This is a genomic window from Saccharothrix sp. 6-C (assembly GCF_016695385.1).
Classification (GTDB): domain Bacteria; phylum Actinomycetota; class Actinomycetes; order Mycobacteriales; family Pseudonocardiaceae; genus Actinosynnema; species Actinosynnema texasense.
Map to the genome: position 1 here is coordinate 6,708,943 of NZ_CP064192.1, position 25,527 is coordinate 6,734,469.

A 25,527-nucleotide genomic window follows, 5' to 3' on the forward strand; every position below is an offset into this window, starting at 1 on the left:
CCGGTCGATCACAGGACCCGGAGCAGGCCCTCCTGCACCACGGTAGCCACCAGTCGGCCGTCGTGGCTGTAGAAGTGGCCCGTCGCGAGGCCTCGGGCGCCGGAAGCCGAGGGCGACTCGCAGTCGTAGAGGAACCACTCGTCCGCGCGGAACCGGCGGTGGAACCACATGGCGTGGTCCAGGCTCGCGCCCAGGACCTTGTCGGTGCCCCAGTACACGCCGTGGCGGACCAGCACCGAGTCGAGCAGGGTCATGTCGGAGGCGTAGGCGAGCACGCACACGTGCAGCAGGTCGTCGTCCGGCAGCGTGCCGTCCGCCCTCATCCACACCTGGCTGCGCGCCTCGCCCGGCCCGTCCTCCCGCGCCCGCCACGGCGGCTCGGTCACGTACCGGATGTCGATCGGCCTCGGCAGGCGCGCCATGCCTACCTTCTCCAGGTACCCGGCCGCCGACTCGGCGTAGGTGGGCAGCGAGGCGGGCGGCGGCACGGCGGGCATCGGCTCCTGGTGGTCCAGGCCCGGCTCGTCGAGCTGGAACGACGCCGACAGCGTGAAGATCGCTTTGCCGTGCTGCACGGCGACCACGCGGCGGGTGGTGAAGGACCGTCCATCGCGGACCCGGTCCACCTCGTACACGATCGGCACGCTCGGGTCGCCGCCGCGGATGAAGTACGAGTGCAGCGAGTGCACCCGGCGGTCGCGCGGCACGGTGCGGCCGGCGGCTACCAGGGCCTGGCCGGCGACCTGCCCGCCGAACACCCGGACGGGCGACTCGGCGGGTGACACACCGCGGAAGATGTTCTCCTCGACGCGCTCCAGGTCGAGCAGCGCGACGAGTCGGTCGAGCACGGGCTGCCCGTGGGGCACGCCGTCGGCGTCCAGTGGAACGTCCGAGAACTCGGCGGTCGCCGCGGCACGGGCAGCCTCGGTCACGTCATCTCCTAAGCGTGGTCGTCCTCCCCCAGGCGGTGCACCCGGATGAGGTTGGTCGAGCCGATGGTGCCAGGCGGCGAGCCTGCCACGACCACGACGAGGTCGCCCGGCTGGTACCGACCGATGTCGATCATCGACAGGTCCACCTGGCGGACCATCTCGTCCGTCGAGTCCACCTTAGGCACCAGGAACGTCTCGGTGCCCCAGGTGAGAGAAAGCTGACTGCGCACGCTGGGCTCCGGCGTGAACGCCAGCAGCGGCAGCGGGGTGTGCAGGCGGGCGAGCCGCCGCACGGTGTCACCGGACTGGGTGAAGGCGACCAGCGCCTTCGCGTTCAGCCGCTCGCCGATGTCGCGCGCCGCGTACGAGATCACGCCGCGCTTGGTGCGCGGGACGTGCGTCAGCGGCGGGACCACGGTGGACTCGGTCTCGACGGCCACGATGATGCGGGCCATGGTCTTGACGGTCTCGATGGCGTAGCGGCCGACCGAGGTCTCGCCGGACAGCATCAGCGCGTCGGCGCCGTCGAGCACGGCGTTGGCGACGTCCGAGGTCTCGGCGCGCGTCGGCCGGGAGTTCGTGATCATCGAGTCGAGCATCTGGGTCGCCACGATGACCGGCTTGGCGTTCTCGCGGGCGATCTGGATGGCCCGCTTCTGCACCAGCGGCACGTGCTCCAGCGGCAGCTCGACGCCCAGGTCGCCGCGGGCGACCATGACGCCGTCGAAGGCGAGCACGATCGCTTCGAGGTTGTCGACCGCCTCCGGCTTCTCGATCTTGGCGATCACCGGCTTGCGGCCGTGGCCCACGCGGTCCATGACCTGGTGGACCAGGTCGATGTCCGCGGGCGAGCGCACGAACGACAGGGCGATGAAGTCCACGCCCAGGTTGAGGGCGAACTCCAGGTCCTCGATGTCCTTCTCGGACAGCGCGGGCACGGACACGTCCATGCCGGGCAGCGAGAGGCCCTTGTTGTTGCTGACCGGGCCGCCCTCGGTGACCTCGCAGACCACGTCCGGCCCGTCGATCTCGGTGACGGTCAGGCCCACCTTGCCGTCGTCCACCAGCAGGCGGTCGCCGGCCTTGGCGTCCTGCGCGAGCTGCTTGTAGGTGGTGGAGACCCGGTCGTGGGTGCCCTCGACGTCCTCGACGGTCACCCGGACGATGTCACCGGTGCGCCACTCGACGGGACCGTGGGCGAACCGACCGAGGCGGATCTTCGGTCCCTGGAGGTCGGCCAGGATGCCGACCGCGCGGCCCGACGCCTCGGCCGCGTTGCGGACGAGGTCGTAGACCTGCTTGTGGTCGGCATGGCTGCCGTGGCTGAAGTTCATCCGGGCAACGTCCATACCGGCCGCCACCAGCTCGTTGACCTTGTCCTCGGTCGCGGTGGCAGGACCCATCGTACAGACGATCTTCGCGCGTCGACTCACGTCTAGTCAGAGTAGTCCCTGTCACTGGACCGATCAGGATGTACCGGGAAGTAATCTCCGCGAAACAGGCAGAATCTGCACCGTGGGCCCCAGAATCCTTCCGTTCGTGGTCGCGGTGTCGCTCAGCGTCATCGTGCTGTTCACCCCCGCGTCAGGTGTGCCCACAGCCCCTCCGGGCACCGACAAGGTGGTGCACTTCGTGCTGTTCGCCCTGCTCATGGGCACGGGGAGGTACGCGCGGCTGCCGTCCGGACCACTCCTCACCGGCCTCTTGGGTTACGCCGCGGTCTCGGAAGCGTTGCAGTGGCTCATCACCGGGCTGCACCGGAGCGGCGACGTGCTGGACGCCCTCGTGGACGTCGCCGGCGTGGGCTTCGGAGCCCTGGTCGCACGGTCGCTCACCCGAAAACGTCGTACCCCTCTGGGAGAATGAAAATCAGGGGTCCCCTGGCGGGTGACGCCTGCGCAGCCCGGTCCGACGCCCTGCGCAGCCCGGTGTGAAACCCTGCGCAGCCGGGTCTGATGCCCGCGCGCGCCGGGTCCGACGACCCGCGGGTGTGAGGCGCGCCACCGGTGCCGAGAGCCCGCACACGATCAGCGGCGAAGTCCGGCGCCCCGGGGGGCGGCTGTCAGCGGCGGAAACCGACTTCGGTCAGGCCGATGTGGTCGGCGCACCAGTCGACGAGCGGGGTGGCCTGGTGCCACGCGTCGCGGACCCGGTCCAGGCAGCCGGGCTCGTGCAGCACGTCGTCCGGCGGCCACACCTTGGCGACGTAGACGCGCTTGTGCTTGAGCAGCTCGATCCGGGGGTGCTCGGGGTCCACGCCGCGCGGCGCGCGCTTGAGCTTGTCCCCGCGCAGCTCCCAGCCCGCCCCGGCGAGCTGCGCGAGCAGCTTCTCCAGCGCACGACCGCGCACGTCGTCGGCGACCGACTCGCGGTAGCGGGCGAGCTGGTCGGAGGCCATGGCGAACGACCCACCGGCCACGAACAGGCCTTCGGTGCCGAGCTGCACGTAGTGCGCGCCGCCACCCCGGCCGAGTTCCACCACCCCGCCGCAGTGGTCTTTGTACGGCGTCTTGTCCTTGCTGAACCGCACGTCCCGATAGGGCCGGAAGACCTTTCCCTTGCCGAACTCGGGCTCGAGCGCGGCCAGCAACGTCTCCATGGGCGCGCGCACATCGCGCAGGTAGACGTGCTTGTGGTCGTCCCAGTAAGCCTTGGAGTTGTCGGCGACGAGTCCGTCGTAGAAGTCGATGGCGTGTTCGCCGAACCCGGTGAATTCCACGGCGCACAGCTTACGTTCGTCCATTCGTGGCCCATTCGAACGCTCTATCGCACCGCATCACCGAGCCGTCACGTTCTGTGCATAATCGGCTGGTGGGTAGGAAAACGGCGCTGGCCGGATGGCTGCGCGAGCTCGACGCGGTGGAGGTCCGGGACATCCTGGCGCTGCGCAAGGACGCCGCCGACCGCAGGCCCCACTCGTTGCGGGCGCTGGCGGACGAGCTGACCTCGGCGGCGTCGCTGCGGGCGGCGGTCGACGGGCTCGACCAGGCGTGCCGGGACGTGCTGGACACCGTGCTGCGGCTGGGTGACGAGGCCTGCGCGGAGGCGCTGGCGGAACGGTTGCGCTGCACCGGGAAGGCGTCGCGGGCCGAGCTGAAGCGGGCGTTGGGCCAGTTGCGCGCGAGGGCGCTGGTCTGGCCGGCGGAGGGGCGGCTGGTGAGTTCGCCGGGGTTGCGGCCGGTGGAGGACGAGCCGCCGCAGCGCATCACGCCCGCGCCACGCGCGCCGCGCCGCGCGCCGCAGAACCGGGGTTTCGCGGACCGGGCCGCGATCACCCCCGCGACGTCCACTGTGGACGGTGTGACGCGGCTGGTCGACCTGTGCGACGTGGAGCAGGTGGCGTGCCGCGCGGTGATGGGGCTGCGGGAGCTGCGGCGGCTCGCGGGCGTGCTGCGCGCGGACGAGGGCCGGACGCGGTTGTGGGTGGGGCTGGCGGTCGAGGCGCGGCTGCTCGCGGTGGACGACGGCAGGCTGGTGCCGACCGTCGGCGCGGACCCGTGGCGGGCCGCGTCGCCCCCGGAGCGGTTGACCGCGCTGGCCCGGGCGTGGCCGCGGTTGACGTGGACGCCGGGCAAGCAGCGGCCCGCGTCGGCGGAAGCGTCCTCGTCGGACTCGGGCGACCGGATCCGGCGCGGGCTGCTGGAGCGGTACGCGCTGCTGGACGAGGACGAGGCGTTCGAGCACCGGCACGAGGTGGTGGCCGACCTGGTGTGGACGCGGCCCGCCGTGCACGGGCGCGCGGCGACCGAGGCGGCGTTGGTGGAGGCCGAGTCGGTGGGGTTGGTGGCGCTGGGCGCGGCGACCTCGCTGGGCCGCGCGGTGCTGGCGGGCGGGGTGGACGAGGTGGCGGGCCGGTTCGTGCCGCCCGACGCGTCCACCGCCCACCTGCGGCCGGACCTGACCGCCGTGGTGGCCGGGTTGCCGTCACGCGAGCTGAGCGCGGTGCTGGACCTGGCGGCGGACGGCGCGGCGGGCGGGTGGCGGTTCAGCGGGGCGAGCGTGCGGCGGGCGTTGGACGCGGGGCACGAGCCGGACGCGCTGCTGGCCCGGTTGGCGTCGGTGGCCGAGCACGGCGTGCCGCCCACGTTGGCGCACCTGGTCCGCGAGGTGGCGCGGCAGCACGGGCGGATCACGGTGACGCCGGTCGCGTGCTGCGTGCGGACCGAGGACCCGGTGCTGTTGAGCGAGATCGCCGCGCACCGGTCGTTGGCGCAGCTGTCGTTGCAGCCGTTGGGGCCGACGGTGCTGGCGTCGGCGAAGCCCGCCAAGGAGACGTTGGCGTTGCTGCGGGCGGCCGGTTACGCGCCCACGACGGCCGCCGTGGACGGCACGGCGGTGATGACGCGGCTGCCTCGGCGCCGGGTCGAGGCGCCGCCGCCCGCACGTGCCGCGACCGGCGGGTGGCGGGCGCCGTTGACCGGGCACGAGGTGGCGAAGCTGGCGGCGGCCCTGGTGGAGCAGGAGCGGCCCAGGCCGAAGTTCGTCCTGCCGCCGGTGGAGTCGCAGCGGATCGGCACCGTGCGGCTGTTGCGCGACCAGTCGCTGGTGCTGCGCGACTCGGAGGTGGTGCTGCTGGCGGACGCGCTGGTGAGCCGCACGTCGGTGGAGATCGCGGTGGCGAACGGCCCGCGGAGCACGGTGAAGCACGTGATCACGCCGGTGGACCACGCGGCGGGCAACCTGAAGGCCAACTGCGCGCCCCGCGGCGAGCACCGCGAGTTCCTGGTCAGCCGCATCCGGTCGGTGCGCGCGGTGACCAGCGTGTGACGGCGCTCGCGCGGGGTCCCGTCAACGGCCGGTGCGCGGGGCGCGGATGGGGGCGTTGACCAGTTCCGGCGCCGATCGTCGGATGCCGAGGCGGATCTTCCCGTCCGGGGTGGCGCCCGGCTCGTCGGCCGCCGCCCCGACGATCTCCAGCCACGGCGGCAGGACCGATTCGGCGACCTCGCAGCGCGTCAGGAACGGCCCGTAGGTGAAGGACGCGAGGAATCCTTCGTCCGCGATGTCGACCGACACCTCGTGCCAGGGGTGCTGCCGCGGCTCCGCCGCGCTGATCGTGAACCCCCGCGCGAACCCGGCCGCCGCCCGGGTCGTGGCGTCGGCGAGGTGCGGCCTGGTGTGCGTGGTCGCGAAGGTGAACGTGTCGGCGACCTGCGCCCCGGAGGCGAGGTGCTCGCCGAACCCGACCTCGTCCACCGAGGCCCAGTCGGTGTCCCGGTCCCACGTCGAGCGCCGGACGCACAGCCACCGGGCATCCCCCGGCGTGGGTTCCCGGTCCCCGGCGCCGCCGAGGGGTTCGGTGCGGTAGACCCCGACGAAGCGCATCGCCGATCCGTGGTCGATCAAGGTGGTCAACCACGGGAGGAAGACGAAGTCCTCCCCGCCGAGGCGCGCGCTGAAGAAGGTCACCGAGGACAGCTTGGCCTTGGCGACCCGTCTCGACGCGGCCGGGGACGGGACCAGCGGCCCCGCGGGGTCGACGCGGAAACCCGGGTACCCGGTCGGAACGTCGTCGGTTTCACCGCTCACCGGGCCACTCTCCCGGTTCCCGCTCGGGAAGTCACCCGAGTTGGCACGTGGGCACGCCTTGGCCCCGGCCGGATGACGCCGGCTCGGTGAAAGGGCCGCCCCGACGTCGTTGTCGGGGCGGCCGGGCAACCAGCGAGCGGCGGTCTGGGGGTTACACCACGGCGAGCGGCAGCATGTTGGGGATCACCGGGGACGGCAGGTCGGACGAGCCGGTCAGGTAGCGGTCCACCGCGTTGGCCACCGAGCGGCCCTCGGCGATCGCCCACACGACCAGCGAGGCGCCCCGGTGGGCGTCACCGCAGACGAACACGCCGGGCGACCGGGTCTGCCAGTCCGAGCCGCACGAGATCGTGCCGCGCGAGGTGAGCTGGAGGCCGAGCCCGTCCAGCAGCGGCATGTGCTCGACGCCCTCGAAGCCGATGGCCAGCAGCACCAGGTCCGCGGGCAGCACCTCGACCTCCTCGGACGTCGGCACGACCTGGCGGCGGCCCGAGGCGTCCTTCTCCACCCGCACCTTGCGCAGCCGGATGTGGGTCACGTGCCCGTCGTCGTCGCCGACGAACTCCTCCACCGCGACCGCGAACTTCCGCTCGCCCGCCTCCTCGTGCGCGGGGTAGGTGCGCAGGATCCACGGCCACACCGGCCACGGCGAGCGGTCGTCGTCGCGAGTGGACGGTGGCATCGGGTACTGGTCCAGCTGCAGCACGGAGGCCGCGCCCTGCCGGGACGCCGTGCCGTAGCAGTCGGCCCCGGTGTCGCCGCCGCCGATGATCACGACGTGCTTGCCCGCCGCGTCGATCGCCGGCGGGCCGTCGCCCTCGCACGCGCGGTTGGCGGGCACCAGGTGCTCCATGGCCAGGTGGACGCCCCGCAGCGAACGGCCGGGCGTCGTCGTGTCGTCACGGCCGCGCAGCGCGCCCACCGCGAGGACCACCGCGTCGAACTTCGACCGCAGCTCCTCGACGGTCAGGTCGACGCCGACCTCGCAGCCGGTGACGAACTTCGTGCCCTCCTTGCGCAGCTGCGCGAGCCGCCGGTCGAGGACCTTCTTCTCCATCTTGAACTCGGGGATGCCGTAGCGGAGCAGCCCGCCGAGCCGGTCGTCCCGCTCGAACACGGTGACCTCGTGGCCCGCCCGCGTGAGCTGCTGCGCCGCCGCCAGCCCGGCCGGGCCGGAACCGACGACCGCCACCCGGCGGCCCGACGACACCTGCGACTGCGTCGGCCGCACGAGCCCCTGGTCCCACGACACGTCCGCGATGGCCTGCTCGACCCGCTTGATCGCGACCGCGCCGCCCGCGTCGTGGCTGATCGACAGCACGCACGCCGCCTCGCACGGCGCGGGGCACAGCCGGCCGGTGAACTCGGGGAAGTTGTTCGTCGCGTGCAGCCGGTCCGACGCCGACTCCCAGTCGCCCCGGCGCACCAGGTCGTTCCACTCGGGGATCAGGTTGCCGAGGGGGCACCCGGCCGACCCGGAGTGGCAGAACGGGATGCCGCAGTCCATGCACCGCGCCGCCTGCGTGCGCACCTCCGCGTCGCGCTGCTCGGCGGGGACGTCGAGGTACACCTCGTCCCAGTCGGACAGCCGGTCCGCGGCGGGGCGCTTCTTCGCCTCGGCGCGGGAGTGCTTGAGGAAACCGTACGGGTCAGCCACGGGAGGCCTCCATGATCGCCTGGTCGACGTCCCTGCCTTCCGCGCGGGCGCGCCTCATCGCTTCGAGCACGCGCTGGTAGTCACCGGGCATGACCTTGGTGAACGACGCGGAACGCCGGGGCCAGTCGCCGAGCAGCGACGCGGCCACCGCCGAACCGGTGAGCTGGTGGTGGCGTTCCACCACTTCGCGCAGCCAGCGCAGGTCTTCCGCGCCGGGCCGCTGGAGCTCGACCATCGCGGTGTTGACCGCCGCCGGGTCGAGTTCCAGCACGTAGGCGATGCCGCCGGACATGCCCGCGGCGAGGTTGCGGCCGGTCGGCCCGAGCACCACGGCCCGGCCACCGGTCATGTACTCGAACGCGTGGTCGCCGACGCCCTCGGCCACGGCCAGCGCGCCCGAGTTGCGCACGCAGAACCGCTCGCCGACCCGGCCGCGCAGGAAGATCTCGCCGGACGTGGCGCCGTAGCCGATCACGTTGCCCGCGATGACCTGCCGCTCGGCCGCGAACGGCGCGTCGGGGTGCGGCCGCACGACGATCCGGCCGCCGGACAGGCCCTTGCCGACGTAGTCGTTGGCGTCGCCGATCATCTCCAGCGTGATGCCGCGCGGGATGAACGCGCCCAGCGACTGGCCGGCCGAGCCGGTGAACGTCACGTGGATCGTGTCGTCGGGCAGGCCGTCGCCGCCGAAGCGGCGCGTGACCTCCGCGCCGAGCAGCGTGCCGACGGTGCGGTTGACGTTGCGCAGCGGCAGTTCCAGCCGCACCGGGCGGGCGTCGTTCAACGCCGCGTCGGCGAGCTGGAGCAGCGTGCGGTCCAACGCCTGCGCCAGGCCGTGGTCCTGCTCACGAACCTTGCGCTTGGCCGTGCGGTAGGGCGTCTCCGGCACCTCGAACACCGGCGACAGGTCCAGCCCGGCCGCCTTCCAGTGCTCGACGGCCTCGTCGGTCCGCAGCAGCTCGGCGTGGCCGACGGCTTCGTCGATCGTGCGGAAGCCGAGGGAGGCCAGCAGTTCCCGGACCTCCTGGGCGATGAAGTGGAAGAAGGTCACCACGTGGTCGACCTGGCCGGTGAAGCGCTTGCGCAGCTCGGGGTTCTGCGTGGCGATGCCGACGGGGCAGGTGTCCAGGTGACAGACCCGCATCATCACGCAGCCCTCGACGATCAGCGGCGCGGTCGCGAAGCCGAACTCCTCGGCGCCGAGCAGCGCGGCCACCACCACGTCGCGGCCGGTGCGCATCGCGCCGTCGACCTGCACGGTGATCCGGTCGCGCAAACCGTTGAGCAGCAACGTCTGCTGGGTCTCGGCGAGGCCGATCTCCCACGGCGTGCCCGCGTGCTTGAGCGAGTTCAGCGGCGACGCGCCGGTACCGCCGTCGTGGCCGGAGATCAGCACCACGTCCGCGTGCGCCTTCGCCACGCCCGCCGCGACCGTGCCGACGCCGACCTCGCTGACCAGCTTCACGTGCACGCGGGCCTGCTCGTTGGCGTTCTTCAGGTCGTGGATCAGCTGCGCGAGGTCCTCGATCGAGTAGATGTCGTGGTGCGGCGGCGGCGAGATCAGGCCGACGCCCGGCGTGGAGTGCCGGGTGCGCGCGATCCACGGGTACACCTTGTAGCCGGGCAGCTGGCCGCCCTCGCCGGGCTTCGCGCCCTGCGCCATCTTGATCTGGATGTCGCTGGCGTTGACCAGGTACTCGCTGGTGACGCCGAACCGGCCGGACGCGACCTGCTTGACCGCGCTGCGCCGCTCCGGGTCGTACAGGCGCTCCGGGTCCTCGCCGCCCTCGCCGCTGTTGGACCGGCCGCCGAGCCGGTTCATCGCGATGGCCAGCGTCTCGTGCGCCTCGGCCGAGATCGACCCGTACGACATGGCCCCGGTGTTGAACCGCTTGACGATCGAGGAGATCGGCTCGACCTCGTCGATCGGGACCGGCGTGCGGCCCTCGGCGGCGAACGAGAACAGGCCGCGCAGCGTGCCGCCCTGCCGGGCCAGCCGCTCCACCTCTTCGGTGTAGCGCCGGTACACGTCGTGCTTGCCGGTCTTGGTGGCGTGCTGGAGCAGGAACACCGTCTCCGGCGTGAACAGGTGCAGCTCGCCCTCGCGGCGGTAGGCGTACTCGCCGCCCACCTCCAGCCGGCGGTGCACCCGGTCGGTCGGGTTGTCGGGGTGCGCGCGGCGGTGGCGCAGCGCCACCTCCTCCGCCAGCACGTCCAGGTCCGCGCCGCCGAGCTTCGACACCGTGCCGGTGAAGTACTCGCCGAGCAGCTCCTCGGACAGGCCGACGGCCTCGAACACCTGCGCCGCCGTGTACGCGCCGACGGTCGAGATGCCCATCTTCGACATGATCTTCAAAGTGCCCTTGACCAGCGCCGTCACGTAGTTCCGCACGGCCTTGCGCGGCTCGATGCCGGTGACCGCGCCGGTGCTGATCATGTCTTCGATCGTCTCGAACGCCAGGTACGGGTTCACCGCGGCGGCGCCGTAGCTCAGCAGCGCGGCGATGTGGTGCACCTCGCGGGCGTCGCCGGTCTCCACGACCAGCGCCACGCGCAACCGCTCCTTGGTGCGCACCAGGTGGTGGTGCACCGCGGCGACGAGCAGCAGCGACGGGATCGGCGCCATGCGGTGGTCGGAGTCGCGGTCGGACAGCACGAGCGTGCGGGCGCCGTTCGCGATCGCCTCGGACGCCTCGCGGCGCACCCGCTCGACCGCCGCCGCCAGCGCCGCGCCGCCGCCGTCCACTTCGTACAGTCCGGACAGGACGGTGCAGGCGAAGCCGGGCAGGTCGCCGTCGTCGTTGATGTGGATGAGCTTGGCCAGCTCGTCGTTGTCGATCACCGGGTAGGTCAGCTTGATGTGCCGGCAGCTGACCGGGCCGGGCTCGAGCAGGTTCTGCTCCGGGCCCATCACCCGCGACACGCTGGTGACGATCTCCTCGCGGATCGCGTCCAGCGGCGGGTTGGTGACCTGGGCGAAGTTCTGCACGAAGTAGTCGTAGAGCAGCCGCGAGCGCTGCGACAGCGCCGCCACCGGGGTGTCGGTGCCCATCGAGCCGAGCGGCTCCGCGCCGTTGGTGGACATCGGCGCGAGCAGGACCCGCAGCTCTTCCTCGGTGTAGCCGAACGTGAGCTGCCGGCGCACCACGGACTCGTGGCTCTGCACCACGTGCTCGCGGTCGGCCAGGTCGGCCAGCTCCAGCAGGCCCGCGTGCAGCCACTCGTCGTAGGGCAGCTCCTCGGCCAGCTTCGCCTTGACCTCGTCGTCCTCGACCAGGCGGCCCTCGACCGTGTCGACCAGGAACATCTTGCCCGGCTGCAACCGGCCCTTGGCGACGACCTGGTCGGCGGGCACGTCCAGCACGCCGGTCTCCGAGGCCAGCACCACGCGACCATCGGCGGTCTGCCACCAGCGGGCGGGGCGCAGCCCGTTGCGGTCGAGCACCGCGCCGACGAGCGAGCCGTCGGTGAACGTCACGCACGCCGGGCCGTCCCACGGCTCCATCAGGCTCGCGTGGAACTCGTAGAACGCGCGGCGCTTCGGGTCCATCGAGGTGTGGTTCTCCCACGCCTCGGGGATCATCATCATCACCGCGTGCGGCAGGCTCCGGCCGCCCAGGTGCAGCAGCTCCAGCACCTCGTCGAAGCTCGCCGAGTCCGAGCCCTCCGGGTGGCAGATCGGGAACAGCCTGGTCAGGTCGCCCGGGATCAGGTCGGAGGCCAGCAGCGCCTCGCGGGCCCGCATCCGGTTCCGGTTGCCGCGCACCGTGTTGATCTCACCGTTGTGGGCGACGTACCGGAACGGGTGCGCCAGCGGCCACGACGGGAACGTGTTGGTGGAGAAGCGGGAGTGGACCAGGGCGATCGCGCTGGCCAGCCGCTCGTCGCGCAGGTCGGGGAAGAACGCGGGCAGCTGGCCGGTGGTCAGCATGCCCTTGTAGACGATCGTCCGGGACGACAGCGACGGGAAGTACGTGCCGACGTCCGCCGCCGCGCTCTCGTGCTCCACCCGCTTGCGCAGGGCGAACGTGAGGCGGTCCAGGGCGACGTCGCGCCGGTCGCTCCCGCCCTTGACGAGCAGCATCGCGAAGTGCGGCATCACCGACCGGGCGGTGGGGCCCACGCCGGCGTGGTCGGGCGCGGTGGGCACGTCGCGCCAGCCCAGGACCACCAGGCCCTCTTCGGCGGCGATCCGCTCGGTCAGCTCGACGGCCTTGGTGCGCGACTCCTCGGCGGAGGGCAGGAACGCGATGCCCGCCGCGTACGCGCCCGGCTCCGGCAGCTCGAAGTCGAGCACCTGCCGCAGGAACGCGTCCGGCAGCTGCACGAGGATCCCGGCGCCGTCGCCGCTGGTCGGCTCGGCGCCGGCGGCGCCCCGGTGCTCCAGGTTGGCCAGCGCGGTGAGCGCGTCGACGACGATGTCGTGCGAGCGCCGGCCTCGGATGTCGGCGACCATCGCCACACCGCAAGCGTCACGTTCCGCGGCGGGGTCGTAGAGCCCCTGCGGGGACGGGATGGCGGAGAAGATCACTGCGCAGACCTCCTTCGTCGTCCTTGGTGAAAGAACGAGTCCTCGTGTCCAGGTCCTGGAATCCGGGTGCTGGGCACGGGACGACGATGGCCCGCGTGTTGACGAGACTTTAACAGTCGCGAAACGGATCCACACCATCCTTCGGGTGATCTCGATCGGCGACCGGTAACGATTCGACCGGGTCGAGCGATACCCGGGCCGGCTTGTTACGCGTTGTTAAGCATAACGGAGGGCCGGCCGGTGCGCGCGCTGGTGAGAGCCAGCCGACACGGCGCTCCGCGCCACCGTCGCGGACGTAGCCGCAGGTGAGCCCCCGTGCCCCCGCCTCGCGGGCGACGACCGGGGGCTCACCTGCCCGTCTCAGCGGGTGACCGCACCCACCGGTTCACGCTCCGTGACGTCCCCGTCACCGTGCTGCCGGTCCAGCAGGGCGTCCACATCGACCTGTCCCGGGTTGTCCAGCACCTCGCGCAGCCGGTCGCGGTCCAACTGGCCCTGCCACCGCGCCACCACGAGGGTGCCGACGCCGTTGCCGATGACGTTCGTGATGGCCCGCGCCTCGGACATGAACCGGTCGATGCCCACGATCAGCGCGATGCCGACCGCCGGGATCGCGCTGTTGCCCTCGAACGCGCTCAGCGAGGCCGCCAGCGTGACCAGGCCCGCGCCCGTCACGCCCGCCGCGCCCTTGCTGGCCAGCAACATGAACAGCAGCAGGCCGACCTGCGTGCCCAGGCCCACGTCCGTGCCCGTCGCCTGGGCGATGAAGATCGCGCCCATGGTCAGGTAGATGCAGGTGCCGTCCAGGTTGAACGAGTAGCCGGTCGGGATGGTGAGCCCCACCACCGACTTGTCCGCGCCCGCCGCCTCCAGCTTCACCAGCATCCGCGGCAGCACCGTCTCCGACGACGACGTGCCCAGCACGATCAGCAGCTCGTCCTTGATGTACCGGAGGAACTTGAAGATCGAGAACCCGGCGTACAGCCCGACACCGCCGAGCACCACGAGGACGAACAGCAGGCACGTCGCGTAGAACGAGCCCATCAGCCACGCCAGCTTGCCCAGGATCGAGCCGCCGAACTTGCCGATGGTGTAGGCGATGCCGCCGAACGCGCCGATCGGCGCCGCGTACATGACGATCTTGATGACGCCGAACATCACCTTCGCCGTGGTGTCCAACGCGGACACGACCTTCTCGCCGCGCTTGCCCATGCCCGCCACGGCCACCGCGACCAGGATCGCGACCACCAGCACCTGGATCAGCTGGCCGTCGGTGAACGCGCCCAGGAACGACTTCGGCACCAGGCCGAGGATGAAGCCCGTGACACCGGTCTCGGCGGTCTTGGCCTCGGCGAGCGTCTTGTCCGCCGCGCCGTCGTTGATCGGGATGGTCGCGCCGTGGTGGCCCGGCTGGACCAGGTTCACCACGATCAGGCCGATCGCCAGCGCCACCGTCGTCATCGCGGTGAAGTACAGGATGGTCCGCAGCGCCAGGCCGCCCGCCTTGGCGAGGTTGCCCAGGCCCGCGATGCCCACCACGACCGTGCAGAAGATCGTCGGCGCGATGACGACCTTGACCAGCGCGATGAAGAAGTCGGCCAGCCACTTCATGCCCGACGCCTGCGCCGGGAAGGCGTACCCGACGATCACACCGAGCACGATCGACACCAGCACCCAGAAGTAGAGGTGCTTGTAGATCGGTTTGCGCTCACGTGCCTGCGCGCTGACCACGTCTCCTCCAAAGGGGGACCATTGCCTGCCGGCCGGTAGGGGGTTGGTTGGTGATCCTGGGCACAGCGCGTCACCGCGACAAGGAGCCCGGCCGAAACTTCAGATCCCTCTGACGTAACACCCCGTTCACCCGGTGGGGCGGGGTTAGGCTGCCGGTCGTGCGCGTGTCCCGGCGGTCGGTGCTGCGAGCCGCCCTGGTGGCGGGCGGGCCGGCGTGGCTGACGGCCTGCACGTCGACCGAGACGCCCGCGCTCGACGAGCTGGTCCTCGCGACCGGGCCGGACGGCGCGGTGTTCCGCGAGATCGGCGGCGCGCTGGCCGCGGCGCTGGCCGACGAGCTGCCCGCGACCCGGGTGGTGGAGCGGCAGACCGGCGCGTCGGTGGAGAACGTCAGGCTGCTCGGCGAGGGCCAGGTCCACCTTGGACTGTCCTCACTGGACCCTCTGGTGTCCGGTTCGCTGCTCAGCGCGGAAGATCCCGGCGGGATCAGCGCCGTGGGTCGGCTCTACGACAGCTTCATGCAGGTCGCCGTGCCCGCCGGCTCGTCGCTGCGGACGTTGTCGGACCTGGCCGGGAAGACCGTGTCGTTCGGCCCGTCGGAGTCGGGCACCGAGTTCACCGCGAGCCGGTTGTTGTCGTTGCTGGGGATCGAGGTCGACGCGCGCCGCATGGCCCACGCCGACGCGGCCGATGAGGTGAGGTCCGGCGCGCTGGACGCGTTCCTCGCGCTGACCGGCATCCCGACCCCGGCGATCACCGACACCCTCGGCACGTTCCCGCTGCGCCTGCTCGACCTGCCCGCCGAGGCGGAACGCCTGGCCGAGGCCTACCCCGGCCCGTACGTGCCGGCCACCATCCCGGCCACCACCTACGGGACCCTGGGGCCGTGCCACACGTTCGCCGTGCCGAACCTGCTGCTGGCGCGGACCTCGCTGGACGAGGACGTGGTCGAGGTGGTGACGCGGACGGTGTTCACCCAGTCCGCCCGCATCGCCGCAGGACACCCGGAAGCCAGCCGGATCAACGTGCGGACCGGCATCGCCACCGGCCAGGTCCCACTGCACAAGGGCGCCGAACGCTGGTTCCGCGCGACAAAGCGCTGACCAGCAAGTATTCTTGCCCTCCGCCCCACTCTTGATCACTCGATCGAGGGAACCGCCCGTCAATGGCGAAACTTTCCGCACACCATTGACGTTGCCGGGATAGAAGGAGGCGGCACCCACGGCGAGCCATCGCGACCAGGCCAGACCGACAGCGCACCAGCCATCAGCCAGAGGACCGGACGGTCGGCCACCAGGCCAGTCGGCAGGCCCAGGCAGTCCGCGCACCCAGGCGCGCGGGTAGCCCAGGCAGTCCGCGCACCCAGGCGCGCGGGCAGCCCAGGCAGTCCGCGCACCCGGGCGCGCGGGTAGCGCAGGTAGTCCGCGCACCCCGGCGCGCGGGGTTCAAGCGGGCAGCCGGCCTCGGGACGGGTTGCCGCGGCACCGGGCTTGTCATGCTCGGCGCTTGCCGTGCTCGGCGCTTGCCGTGCTCGGGGCTTGCGGTGCTCCGGGCTCGAGGTGTGGTCGGCTTGAGCGCCCCGCGGTGGGTCAGACGGGGGTTCGGGCGCTGAGGCGCACGACGGCGTCCAGGCCGTGCGGTTCGGCGGGGTGGAGGGTCAGTTCGCCGCCGGCCGACTCGATCAGCTCGGCGCAGATCGCGAGGCCCAGGCCGGTGCCCGGGATGTTCTGGTGGCGTGGCGCGCGCCAGAACCTGCTGGTCGCGTCGGCTCGTTCCGCGTCCGACAGGCCCGTGCCGTCGTCGGTCACGTGCAGTTCCACGCCGTCGTCCGCGGTCCGGGCCCAGATGTGCACGCGGGTGCCGCCGGACAGGCGGATCGCGTTGCCGACGAGTTCGTCCAGCACGCTGCCGAGGCCGCCGGGTGGTTCCAGGGCGCGCAGGCCCGGCGGGACGGTGACGTCCAGGCGCATCCCGCCGGCCAGCGCCCGCCAGCCGGGGACGTGGGTGGCCAGCAGGGTGTCCACCTCGACCGGTTCGGCGGAGGAGGCGCTGTCGAGGCGGGTGGCGGCCAGCAGGGTGTCGAGGACGCGGCCCATCTCCTCGGCCTCGTCGACCGCGATGCGTTGCGCCTCGCGGCCCGCGTCGTCGGTCACGTGGGGTTCCAGGTTGTCCACCGCGAGGCGGAGGCTGGCCAGCGGGTTGCGGAGCTGGTGGGAGGCGTCGGCCACGAACGCCCGTTGGCGGCGCAGGGCACGGCCGACGACGTCGACCATCGCGTTGAAGCTCGCGGCCAGTCTGCGCAGCTCAGGGGGTCCGCCGAGTTCGTCCGCGCGAGCGTCGAGGTGTCCACCGGCGACGGCTGCGGTGGCTTCGTCCAGTGTGCGGACCGGGCGCAGGACCCAGCGGGACATCGGCCACGCGACCGCCACCACGCCCAGCATGGGCACGAGGCCGATCAGGGCCAGCACCCCCCACTGGCGGAGGATCGCGGACCGCAGGCCGTCGGTCGGGGAGATCGTCACGACGGCGGCCACGACCTCGCTGTCCCGGCCCACCGGCTCGACCACGACGAGGTCCACCCGCTCCCACGGCCAGACCGACTGGCCGGTTTCGCCGCGGTAGCCGCCGAAGGCCGCGTTCAGGCCCACCTCGACGCGCGGGTCGTCCAGGGGGAACGGGCGGCGTGACGATTCCAGCACCGTGCCGTCGGTGCCGACGAGCGCGGCCGAGATGCCGTAGAGCTGGTCGTAGCGGACCAGTTCCTCGCGCAACGCGGTCAGCCGGTCCGAGGCCAGGGCGTTCTCGGCCAGCGACGCGAACCGGCTCGCGTCACCCAGTCGGTCGAGGTACGTCTCTTGGCTCTCGCGTTGCACGACGGCGAACGCGAGCGGCACGCCGAGGGCCGCGACCAGGGCGACCAGCAGCGGCACGATGAGGACCAGCAGGCGGCGCAGCACGCGGAGGCAACCTCCCGGGGGTGACGTGCGTCATGTCGACTGGGGGCTGTTCCGGTCCGACGAAGGGGGAATGAGCATGCTACGCAAAATTGCGGTGGTACTCGCGGCGATGACGGCGTTCGCGGTGGTAGCTCCGGTCACCGCGTCCGCGGCGCCCACGGCCTGCGCACCGGTCGCCTGGGGGTCGGGGCCCAAGTACGCGTCGCAGACCACGACCGGGCTGCTGTCGAACATCCGGGCGGGTCAGCAGGAGTGCTACGACCGGCTGGTGTTCGACTTCACCGGCGGCGAGAACGACGGCTACACGGTGCAGTACGTGTCCGAGGTGACGCACGAGGGGTCGGGCAAGCCGGTGCCGTTGCGCGGCGGCGGCAAGCTGCAGATCACGGTGAACTCGCCGGCGTACGACCAGGACGGCAACCCGACCTACACCTACCCGAACGGGTCGGAGCTGGTGGACGTCACCGGCTACCAGACGTTCCGGCAGGTCGCGTGGGCCGGGTCGTTCGAGGGGCAGACGACGGTCGGGTTGGGTGTGCGCGCCCTGCTGCCGTTCCGGGTGTTCACGCTGCCCGGTCGCGTCGTGGTGGACGTCGCCCACGTCTGGTGATCGCCGGTCAGGTGTGGGCTGCCACCCGGTAGCCCACACCCCGGATCGTCTCGATGCGCAGGGCGTCGCCGAGCTTGCCGCGCAGGGCGGCGATGTGGGTGTCCAGGGTGCGTGACGGTGCTTCCCAGTGGGCCTGCCACACCTGGTCCACGATCAGGTCGCGGCTGACGACGGTGCCCGCCCGGCCGACCAGCAGGGCGAGCAGGTCGAACTCCTTGCGGGTCAGCGGCACCGGCCGGCCGTTGATCCGGGCTTCCCGGCCGGCCGGGTCGAGGGTGAGCGGGCCGAGCGTGATCTCATGCTCGCGCGCGGCGGCACGGGCGGCGCGCGTGCGGCGGAGCACGGCTTCGATGCGGGCCAGCAGCTCGGCGGTGCCGAACGGTTTCACCACGTAGTCGTCCGCGCCCAGGCGCAGGCCGAGGACCCGTTCCCGCTCTTCGCCGCGCGCGGTGACGGTGATGATCGCGGTGCCGGTGCGGTGGCGGAGTTCGCGCAGCACGTCGAGGCCGTCGCCGTCGGGCAGGCCCAGGTCGAGCAGCACGACGTCCGCCGGCGGTGCGGTGAGCGCCGCGGCGGCCGTGCCGACCCGGTGCACCTCGTAGCCCGCGTGCCGGAGCGCGGTGAGCAGCCCGCGCGCCACCCGGTCGTCATCTTCGACGACGAGGATGCGCACGGCGGTCTACTGGTCCGGCTTGTCGCCGGTGTTCGCGGGCTTGTCGGACGCGGTCTTCGTGTCGGGGACGGTCGTGCCTTCGACGTCGGCCACCGGCCTGTCCGCCGCCGGCGGGTCCTCGTCGGTGCTCGCGTAGCCGGACTCGGCCGGTTCGGCGGCGGGGTCTTCGCGGACGATGACCTCGCGGTCGCCCTTCTTCGCGGCGAGCAGGAAGTAGACGAGCGCGCCGAGGAACACCACGGCGGAGGTGATGACGTTGATCCGCATCCCGAACACCTGGGTGGCCGGGTCGGTGCGCATCAGCTCGATCCAGAACCGGCCGGCCGTGTAGCCCGCGACGTACAGCGCGAACACGCGGCCGTGGCCGAGCCGGAACTTCCGGTCCGCCCAGACGATGAGCAGCGCGACGCCGAGGTTCCACAGCAGTTCGTAGAGGAACGTCGGGTGCACGATCTCGATCGGCGTGTGGTCGAGCGCCACGCCGGCGAGGTCGTCCTTGAAGCCGGTGTCGGGGTCGACCCGCTCGTAGATCTCCAGGCCCCAGGGCAGCGTGGTGGGGCCGCCGTAGAGCTCCTGGTTGAAGTAGTTGCCGAGGCGGCCGATGGCCTGCGCGACGACGATGCCGGGCGCGAGCGCGTCCGCCATCGCGGGCAGCGGGATGCCCTTGCGGCGGCACGCGATCCACGCGCCGACGCCGCCGAGCGCGATGGCGCCCCAGATGCCGAGGCCGCCGTTCCAGATGGCCAGGGCGTCGAGCGGGTTGCGGCCCTCGCCGAAGTACTTGTGGTAGTCCGTCGCCACGTGGTAGAGCCGACCGCCGACCAGCCCGAACGGCACCGCGAACACGGCGATGTCGGTGACCTCGCCCTTCAGCCCGCCCCGGGCGACCCAGCGGCGCTCACCCCACCAGATGGCCAGGATGATGCCGAGGATGATGCACAGCGCGTAGGCGCGGATCGGGATCGGTCCCAGTTGCCACACGCCCTGGTCGGGGCTGGGGATCGTCGCGAGGTAAGTCGTCACCACGGCCACCACCGTAGTGGGTGCGGCCGTTCGTCCTACGGCGACAGCTCGATTGTTACCGGGAAGGGTCGTTCGAGCTTCAGGTACCCGCCCTCGCTGCGCGCCGTCTCCACGTACTTCCCGGCCTCCAGCTCGGACATGGTCGCCACGGGCTCGCGCCCCGCCGGGTCGACGAGCAGGTAGAACGGCACTCCGCCCACCGCGTACAGGTCTCGCTTGAGCGTCAGGTCCTGCTGTCGCGTGCTCGGTGACAAGACCTCGCCGGCCAGGACCAGGTCCTCGACGGGCAGCACCAGGCCGGTACGTCCGCGCACGACGACACCGAAGTCGGGGATGAGCATCCGGGTGGGAGACAGGCCGAGGTTGAAGCCGGGCAGCACCTGGTAGTCGGGTGGGCAAGCCGTCCGCAGGCCGAAGTACACGTCGCCGACGAGGCTCTGGTGCAGGAGGTCCCCGAGAGGGCTCACGATCAGCGCCCCGTCCACCAGCTCGACCCGCTGCGACAGGTCCTCGGGTAGCGCGAGGACGTCGTCGAGGGTCCAGGGCCCTTCGTGGCGAAACCAGGGGGCAGGATGACCGAGGTCGTGTTCGTAGTCCGCCGGCAGGGCCATGCGACATCACCTCCCGGGGGCAGCCCGACGCACGCCAGTGTCGCACGTCGGGTCGTGGACGGGCTTGATCACGAGCCCAGGATGCCCACGACCACCGACAGTTTCGAGCCGCAGGAGCCGCCGAACGGACTAGTTCACTCGAACGAGTGTGCTATACGGCTGCGGCAGCTTGGCGCACCCCGCCGGCCAACTCCTCGGTCAGCGCCGCCACCGTGTCGTCCTGCACGGCCGACACGAACGCCGAGCCCACGATGACCCCGTCCGCGAACGCCGCCAGCTCCGCCGCCTGGGCGCCGTTGCGCACCCCGAGCCCGACGCCGATCGGCAGGTCGGTGTGCTCGCGGACCCGCTTGACCAGCGCCGGGGCCGCCGTGGACACGACGTCGCGCGCACCTGTCACACCCATCACGGACGTCGCGTACAGGAACCCGCGCGACGACCGGGCCGTCAGCGAGATCCGCTCCTCCGTGGAGGACGGCGCGACCAGGAAGATCCGGTCCAGGTCGTGCGCGTCCGTCGCCGCGATCCACTCGGCGCCCTCGTCGGGCACGAGGTCGGGCGTGATGACGCCCAGCCCGCCGGCCGCGGCCAGGTCGCGCGCGAACCGGTCCACCCCGTAGGCCAGCACCGGGTTCCAGTACGTCATCACGACCGCGCGGCCACCGGCTTCGGCGACCGATTCGACCACGCCGAACAGGTCCCGCACCCGGAACCCGCCGCGCAGCGCCTGCTCGGCCGCGCGCTGGATGGTCACGCCGTCCATCACCGGGTCGGAGAACGGCAGGCCGACCTCCACCAGGTCGCAGCCGGAGGACACCATCGTCCGCAGCACGTCCTTCGAGCCCTCGAGCGTGGGGTACCCGGCGGGCAGGTACCCGATCAGGGCCGCCCGCGACTCCGCCCGACAAGCCGAGAAAACCGGATCAAGCCTGCTCACGACTCCACCCCCAGCCCGAACCACTTGATCGCGGTGTCCATGTCCTTGTCGCCGCGCCCGGACAGGTTGACCAGGATCAGCCCCTCGGGGCCCAGCTCGCGGCCCAGCACCAGCGCGCCGGCCAGGGCGTGGGCCGACTCGACCGCCGGGATGATGCCCTCCTCCCGCGACAGCAGCGCGAACGCCTCCATCGCCTGGGCGTCGGTCACCGGCCGGTACTCGGCCCGTCCGCTGTCCTTCAGGAACGCGTGCTCGGGGCCGACGCCGGGGTAGTCGAGACCGGCCGAGATGGAGTGCGCCTCGGCGATCTGCCCGTCGGCGTCCTGCAGCACGTACGACATGGCGCCGTGCAGCGACCCGGGCGTGCCCGCGGTCAGCGTCGCGCCGTGCCGGGCGGTCTCGATGCCGTCGCCGCCGGGCTCCAGGCCGACCAGCCGCACGGACGGGTCGTCGATGAAGCCGTGGAAGATGCCGATGGCGTTCGACCCGCCGCCGACGCACGCGGCCACCACGTCCGGCAGCCGGCCCGCCTTCTCCAGGACCTGCTCGCGCGCCTCGATGCCGATGATCCGGTGGAAGTCGCGCACGAGCACCGGGAACGGGTGCGGCCCGGCGGCGGTGCCGAGCAGGTAGTGCGTGTCGTCGACGTTGGCGACCCAGTCGCGCAGCGCCTCGTTGATGGCGTCCTTCAGCGTGCGCGAGCCGGTCTTCACCGGGATGACCTTCGCGCCGAGCAGCCGCATCCGGGCCACGTTGAGGGCCTGCCGCTCGGTGTCGACCTCGCCCATGTAGACGACGCAGTCCAGGCCCATCAGGGCGCAGGCGGTGGCGGTGGCCACGCCGTGCTGGCCCGCGCCGGTCTCGGCGATGACCCGCTTCTTGCCCATCCGCTTGGTCAGCAACGCCTGCCCGAGCACGTTGTTGATCTTGTGCGAGCCGGTGTGGTTGAGGTCCTCGCGCTTGAGGAACACCCGTGCGCCGCCCGCGTGGGCGGCGAACTTCGGCGCCTCCGTGAGCAGCGACGGGCGTCCGGCGAAGTCGCGCAGCAGCCGGGCGAACTCGTCCAGGAACTCGGGGTCGACCCGCGCCTTCTCGTAGAACGCGGCGAGCTCGTCCACCGCGGCGATGAGCGCTTCCGGCATGAACCGGCCGCCCCACGGCCCGAAGTGGCCCCGCTCGTCCGGGTCGTGGGGTGTCGGAGCCAACTGGCCGCGCGACATGCGCTCTCCTCTGCGGTGGGTAACCCGTCTGACGGGGTTCTTACCGGCTCGGCCGGGGACACGCGGGGTGCGACCCCGCCGTCACCAGCTTGTTCACCGCGACCTTGGGGTCGCCGCTCGTGACCAGGCTCTCGCCGACCAGCACCGCGTCGGCGCCCGCGCCCGCGTACGCCATCAGGTCGCCCGGCCCGGACACGCCGGACTCGGCGATCTTGATGGTGTCGAAGGGCAGGCCGGGCGCGATCCGCCCGAACACGTCCTTGTCCACTTCCAGGGTGTGCAGGTTGCGCGCGTTCACGCCGATGACGCTCGCGCCAGCCTCCAGCGCCCGGTCGGCCTCCTCGGCCGTGTGCACCTCGACCAGGGCCGTCATGCCGAGCGACTCCACCCGGTCGAGCAGGGACACCAGCGCGTTCTGCTCCAGCGCCGCCACGATCAGCAGCACCAGGTCGGCGCCGTGCAGGCGCGCCTCGTGCACCTGGTACGGGCTGACGATGAAGTCCTTGCGCAACAGGGGCACGCCCACCGCCGCGCGAACGGCGTCGAAGTCCTCCAGCGACCCGCCGAACCGACGCCCCTCGGTCAGCACGCTGATCGCCCGCGCGCCGCCCAGCTCGTACTGCGCGGCGAGCTCCGCGGGCTCCGGGATGTCGGCCAGCTGCCCCTTGGACGGGCTGCGCCGCTTGACCTCGGCGATCACGCCGACGCCCGGTCCGCGCAGGATCGACATCACGTCCTGCGGCGGCGACACCTTCGTCGCCTTCTCCCTGAGCACGTCGAAGGGCAGTGCCGCCTCGCGCGCGGCGAGGTCCTCGCGGACGCCTTCGATGATCGACTCGAGCACGGTCATCCGCGCACCTCGCTCGACTCCGTCAGACCTTCCGGTTCAGTCGCAAGCTCCCGCACGTCATGCTCCCCTTCCCGCCACGAGGATGCTAACCCCGCAGCGAACCCCGTCCGGCCACCGGGGTAGGCGCGTTCGCCCGGTTGACCAGCGCCCTTCCGGGCCGACGTGCGCGAACGTGCGGTACCGGTGGGTCAGCCCGCCGTCAGCGCGACGTCAGTCCCGGTCCGTGGGATCGTCGCCGCGCTCCAGCGCGTTCCACAGCTCCCGCTCGGGATCGGCGGTCCGCTTGGCCGCGCCGGGCGTCTGGTACCCGCCGCCCAGGCGTGGCATGGCCGGACCGCGCACGACGAGCAGGACGCCCGCCGCGACCGCGAGCGCCGCGCCCAGCAGCACGAGCCCCCGGCCGGTCACCGGGCCGTCGGCGTCCACCCCTTGGAACGCCGCCGCCGCGCCCGCCAGCAGCACCACGGCGCCGAGCAGGCGCCGCACCCAGCCGCTCAACGCCACCACGGCGGCGATGGCGGCCAGGCACAGCAGCGCCAACGGGGTCAGCGCGGGCACGACGTCGCCGCCGCTTCGGTCCGCCGAAGCGTCCCAGGACAGGGCGGAAGCGCCCCACAGCGCCACCGCGCCGAGCAGCAGCAGCGCCACCACGATCCACAGTGGACGCCTGCCGGGCCGGGCGCCGGACTCCTCAGACACGGGCCGGGTCCACCGCCGGGGCCATGGTCTGCGCGGTCGCGATCGCCGAGAGCACCGCGCCCGCCTTGTTCAGGCACTCGTTGTCCTCGGCGACGGGGTCGGAGTCGGCCACGATGCCGCCGCCGGCCTGCACGTACGCCACGCCGTCGCGCACCAGGGCGGTGCGGATGGCGATCGCGGTGTCCGCGTCGCCCGCGAAGTCCAGGTAGCCGACGACGCCGCCGTACAGGCCGCGCCGGGTGGGCTCCAGCTCCTCGATCAGCTCCATCGCGCGCGGCTTGGGCGCGCCGGACAGGGTGCCCGCCGGGAAGCACGCCGCGACCGCGTCGAACGCCGTGCGGCCCTCGGCCAGCTCGCCGCTGACCGTGGACACGATGTGCATGACGTGGCTGTACCGCTCGACCTTGAAGAAGTCGACGACGGTCACCGAGCCCGGCTTGCACACCCGGCCCAGGTCGTTGCGGCCCAGGTCGACCAGCATAAGGTGCTCGGCGCGTTCCTTGTGGTCGGCCAGCAGGTCCTTCTCCAGCAGGGCGTCTTCCTCGTCGTCGACGCCCCTCCACCGGGTGCCCGCGATCGGGTGAGTGGTGGCCTTGCCGTCGCGCACGGTCACCAACGATTCCGGGCTGCACCCGACGATGTCGAAGTCGTCCAGCCGCAGCAGGTACATGTACGGGCTGGGGTTGGACGTGCGCAGCACGCGGTAGATGTCGAGCGGGTCGGCGGTGGTGCGCATCTCGAACCGCTGCGACAGCACGACCTGGAACGCCTCGCCGGCCCGGATGGCCTCCTTGGCCTTCTCCACGACCGCGTAGTGCTCCTGCTGCGAGCGGCGGCGCACGAACTCCGGCTTGGGCCGGGCGAACACCGCGACCGTGGGCGGCGCGGGGCTCTGCAGGTCCTGCGTCATCACGTCGAGCCTGGTCACCGCGTCGTCGTAGGCCGCGTCCACGCGTTCCGGCGAGTCGTCCCAGTTGATGGCGTTGGCGATGAGCGTGACGGTGCCCTCGTGGTGGTCCAGCGCGGCCAGGTCGGTGGCCAGCAGCATCACCAGCTCCGGCACCTTCAGGTCGTCCTCGGCCAGCGACGGCAGCCGCTCCAGCCGCCGCACGGCGTCGTAGCCGATGTAGCCGACCATCCCGCCGGTCAGCGGGGGCAGGCCGGGCAGCGGGTCGGTGCGCAGCACCTCGATGGTCTCGCGCAGCGCCACCAGCGGGTCGCCGCCCTCGGGCAGGCCGACGGGGTGCGGGCCGAGCCAGAACGCCTCGCCGCCGGTCGCGGTCAACGCGCCCGCGCTGCGCGCGCCGACGAACGACCAGCGCGACCAGGAGCGGCCGTTCTCGGCCGACTCGAACAGGAACGTGCCCGGCCGGTCCGCCGCGAGCTTGCGGTACAGCCCGACGGGCGTCTCCGCGTCCGCCAGCAGCCGCCGCACCACCGGGATGACCCGCCGCTGGGCGGCGAGCTCGCGGAACTCCTCGCGCGTCGGGCTGACCTCGCCCAGACCCGCGCCTGCACCGATGACGCTCACCATGGGCGACATTGTGCCGGTCGCCCCTACACGGGT

General features: G+C 72.2%; 20 protein-coding genes. 4 read left to right on the forward strand and 16 right to left on the reverse strand.

Annotated elements, in window-relative coordinates:
• Window positions 1-8: 8 nt before the first annotated feature.
• Window positions 9-932: an acyl-CoA thioesterase gene (gene tesB, locus IOD16_RS28280; protein ID WP_442978064.1), complete on the reverse strand. Its 924-nt coding sequence runs from the start codon at window positions 930-932 to the stop codon at window positions 9-11.
• A gap of 8 nt (window positions 933-940) precedes the next feature.
• Window positions 941-2,365, reverse strand: coding sequence for a pyruvate kinase (gene pyk / locus IOD16_RS28285; protein ID WP_123746177.1), 1,425 nt, complete (start codon window positions 2,363-2,365; stop codon window positions 941-943).
• An 82-nt stretch (window positions 2,366-2,447) separates the two neighbouring features.
• Between pyk and IOD16_RS28290 the strand changes: the two genes are divergently transcribed.
• Complete coding sequence (locus IOD16_RS28290; RefSeq protein WP_201436797.1) at window positions 2,448-2,798, forward strand: VanZ family protein; 351 nt, start codon at window positions 2,448-2,450, stop codon at window positions 2,796-2,798.
• A gap of 196 nt (window positions 2,799-2,994) precedes the next feature.
• On the opposite strand, the gene IOD16_RS28295 is transcribed toward IOD16_RS28290, so the two are convergent.
• On the reverse strand, window positions 2,995-3,651 hold the full coding sequence (locus IOD16_RS28295; protein WP_201436798.1) for a DUF2461 domain-containing protein: 657 nt from the start codon (window positions 3,649-3,651) through the stop codon (window positions 2,995-2,997).
• Between the two features lie 92 nt (window positions 3,652-3,743).
• Here IOD16_RS28295 and IOD16_RS41120 point away from each other — a divergent pair, with 92 nt between their 5' ends.
• Window positions 3,744-5,699 carry a helicase-associated domain-containing protein gene (locus tag IOD16_RS41120; protein WP_201436799.1) on the forward strand — a complete coding sequence of 652 codons (1,956 nt, stop codon included), beginning with the start codon at window positions 3,744-3,746 and terminating at the stop codon, window positions 5,697-5,699.
• Between the two features lie 21 nt (window positions 5,700-5,720).
• Here IOD16_RS41120 and IOD16_RS28305 read toward each other — a convergent pair whose 3' ends face one another.
• From IOD16_RS28305 to dctA, 4 genes are all read right to left on the reverse strand, one after another.
• Window positions 5,721-6,461: a hypothetical protein gene (locus IOD16_RS28305; RefSeq protein WP_201436800.1), complete on the reverse strand. Its 741-nt coding sequence runs from the start codon at window positions 6,459-6,461 to the stop codon at window positions 5,721-5,723.
• Between the two features lie 151 nt (window positions 6,462-6,612).
• On the reverse strand, window positions 6,613-8,118 hold the full coding sequence (locus IOD16_RS28310) for a glutamate synthase subunit beta (RefSeq protein WP_201436801.1): 1,506 nt from the start codon (window positions 8,116-8,118) through the stop codon (window positions 6,613-6,615).
• Window positions 8,111-12,649, reverse strand: a complete 4,539-nt coding sequence (gltB, locus tag IOD16_RS28315; RefSeq protein ID WP_201436802.1) for a glutamate synthase large subunit — start codon at window positions 12,647-12,649, stop codon at window positions 8,111-8,113. Before gltB ends, IOD16_RS28310 begins: the two co-directional genes overlap by 8 nt.
• Before the next feature lie 360 nt (window positions 12,650-13,009).
• Entirely contained in the window at window positions 13,010-14,380 is a 1,371-nt protein-coding gene (gene dctA, locus IOD16_RS28320) for a C4-dicarboxylate transporter DctA (protein WP_123746171.1), read from the reverse strand.
• Between the two features lie 158 nt (window positions 14,381-14,538).
• On the opposite strand from dctA, the gene IOD16_RS28325 reads away from it, so the two are divergent.
• Window positions 14,539-15,483, forward strand: a complete 945-nt coding sequence (locus tag IOD16_RS28325; RefSeq protein WP_236594434.1) for a TAXI family TRAP transporter solute-binding subunit — start codon at window positions 14,539-14,541, stop codon at window positions 15,481-15,483.
• A 486-nt stretch (window positions 15,484-15,969) separates the two neighbouring features.
• Here the strand turns inward: IOD16_RS28325 and IOD16_RS28330 are convergent, their stop codons facing one another.
• Window positions 15,970-17,337, reverse strand: a complete 1,368-nt coding sequence (locus IOD16_RS28330) for a sensor histidine kinase (protein ID WP_201436803.1) — start codon at window positions 17,335-17,337, stop codon at window positions 15,970-15,972.
• 109 nt (window positions 17,338-17,446) lie between these two features.
• Between IOD16_RS28330 and IOD16_RS28335 the strand changes: the two genes are divergently transcribed.
• A complete protein-coding gene (locus IOD16_RS28335) occupies window positions 17,447-17,947 on the forward strand; it encodes an AMIN-like domain-containing (lipo)protein (RefSeq protein ID WP_236594435.1) in 501 nt (166 codons plus the stop codon).
• Window positions 17,948-17,954: 7 nt separating this feature from the next.
• Here IOD16_RS28335 and IOD16_RS28340 read toward each other — a convergent pair whose 3' ends face one another.
• The 8 genes from IOD16_RS28340 to IOD16_RS28375 form a co-directional block, all read right to left on the reverse strand.
• Window positions 17,955-18,620 carry a response regulator transcription factor gene (locus IOD16_RS28340; RefSeq protein ID WP_201436804.1) on the reverse strand — a complete coding sequence of 222 codons (666 nt, stop codon included), beginning with the start codon at window positions 18,618-18,620 and terminating at the stop codon, window positions 17,955-17,957.
• A 6-nt stretch (window positions 18,621-18,626) separates the two neighbouring features.
• Window positions 18,627-19,643: a prolipoprotein diacylglyceryl transferase gene (gene lgt / locus IOD16_RS28345; protein ID WP_236594436.1), complete on the reverse strand. Its 1,017-nt coding sequence runs from the start codon at window positions 19,641-19,643 to the stop codon at window positions 18,627-18,629.
• Between the two features lie 35 nt (window positions 19,644-19,678).
• Window positions 19,679-20,254 carry a Uma2 family endonuclease gene (locus IOD16_RS28350; protein ID WP_201436805.1) on the reverse strand — a complete coding sequence of 192 codons (576 nt, stop codon included), beginning with the start codon at window positions 20,252-20,254 and terminating at the stop codon, window positions 19,679-19,681.
• Window positions 20,255-20,405: 151 nt separating this feature from the next.
• Entirely contained in the window at window positions 20,406-21,191 is a 786-nt protein-coding gene (gene trpA / locus IOD16_RS28355; protein ID WP_123746167.1) for a tryptophan synthase subunit alpha, read from the reverse strand.
• The gene (trpB, locus tag IOD16_RS28360) at window positions 21,188-22,411 is read right to left on the reverse strand and encodes a tryptophan synthase subunit beta (protein WP_201436806.1); all 1,224 of its coding nucleotides are present in this window, start codon (window positions 22,409-22,411) and stop codon (window positions 21,188-21,190) included. Before trpB ends, trpA begins: the two co-directional genes overlap by 4 nt.
• A 40-nt stretch (window positions 22,412-22,451) precedes the next feature.
• The gene (gene trpC, locus IOD16_RS28365; RefSeq protein WP_123746165.1) at window positions 22,452-23,261 is read right to left on the reverse strand and encodes an indole-3-glycerol phosphate synthase TrpC; all 810 of its coding nucleotides are present in this window, start codon (window positions 23,259-23,261) and stop codon (window positions 22,452-22,454) included.
• 210 nt (window positions 23,262-23,471) lie between these two features.
• Window positions 23,472-23,960: a Trp biosynthesis-associated membrane protein gene (locus IOD16_RS28370; protein WP_236594437.1), complete on the reverse strand. Its 489-nt coding sequence runs from the start codon at window positions 23,958-23,960 to the stop codon at window positions 23,472-23,474.
• On the reverse strand, window positions 23,953-25,494 hold the full coding sequence (locus IOD16_RS28375; protein WP_201436807.1) for an anthranilate synthase component I: 1,542 nt from the start codon (window positions 25,492-25,494) through the stop codon (window positions 23,953-23,955). Before IOD16_RS28375 ends, IOD16_RS28370 begins: the two co-directional genes overlap by 8 nt.
• Window positions 25,495-25,527: the final 33 nt, after the last annotated feature.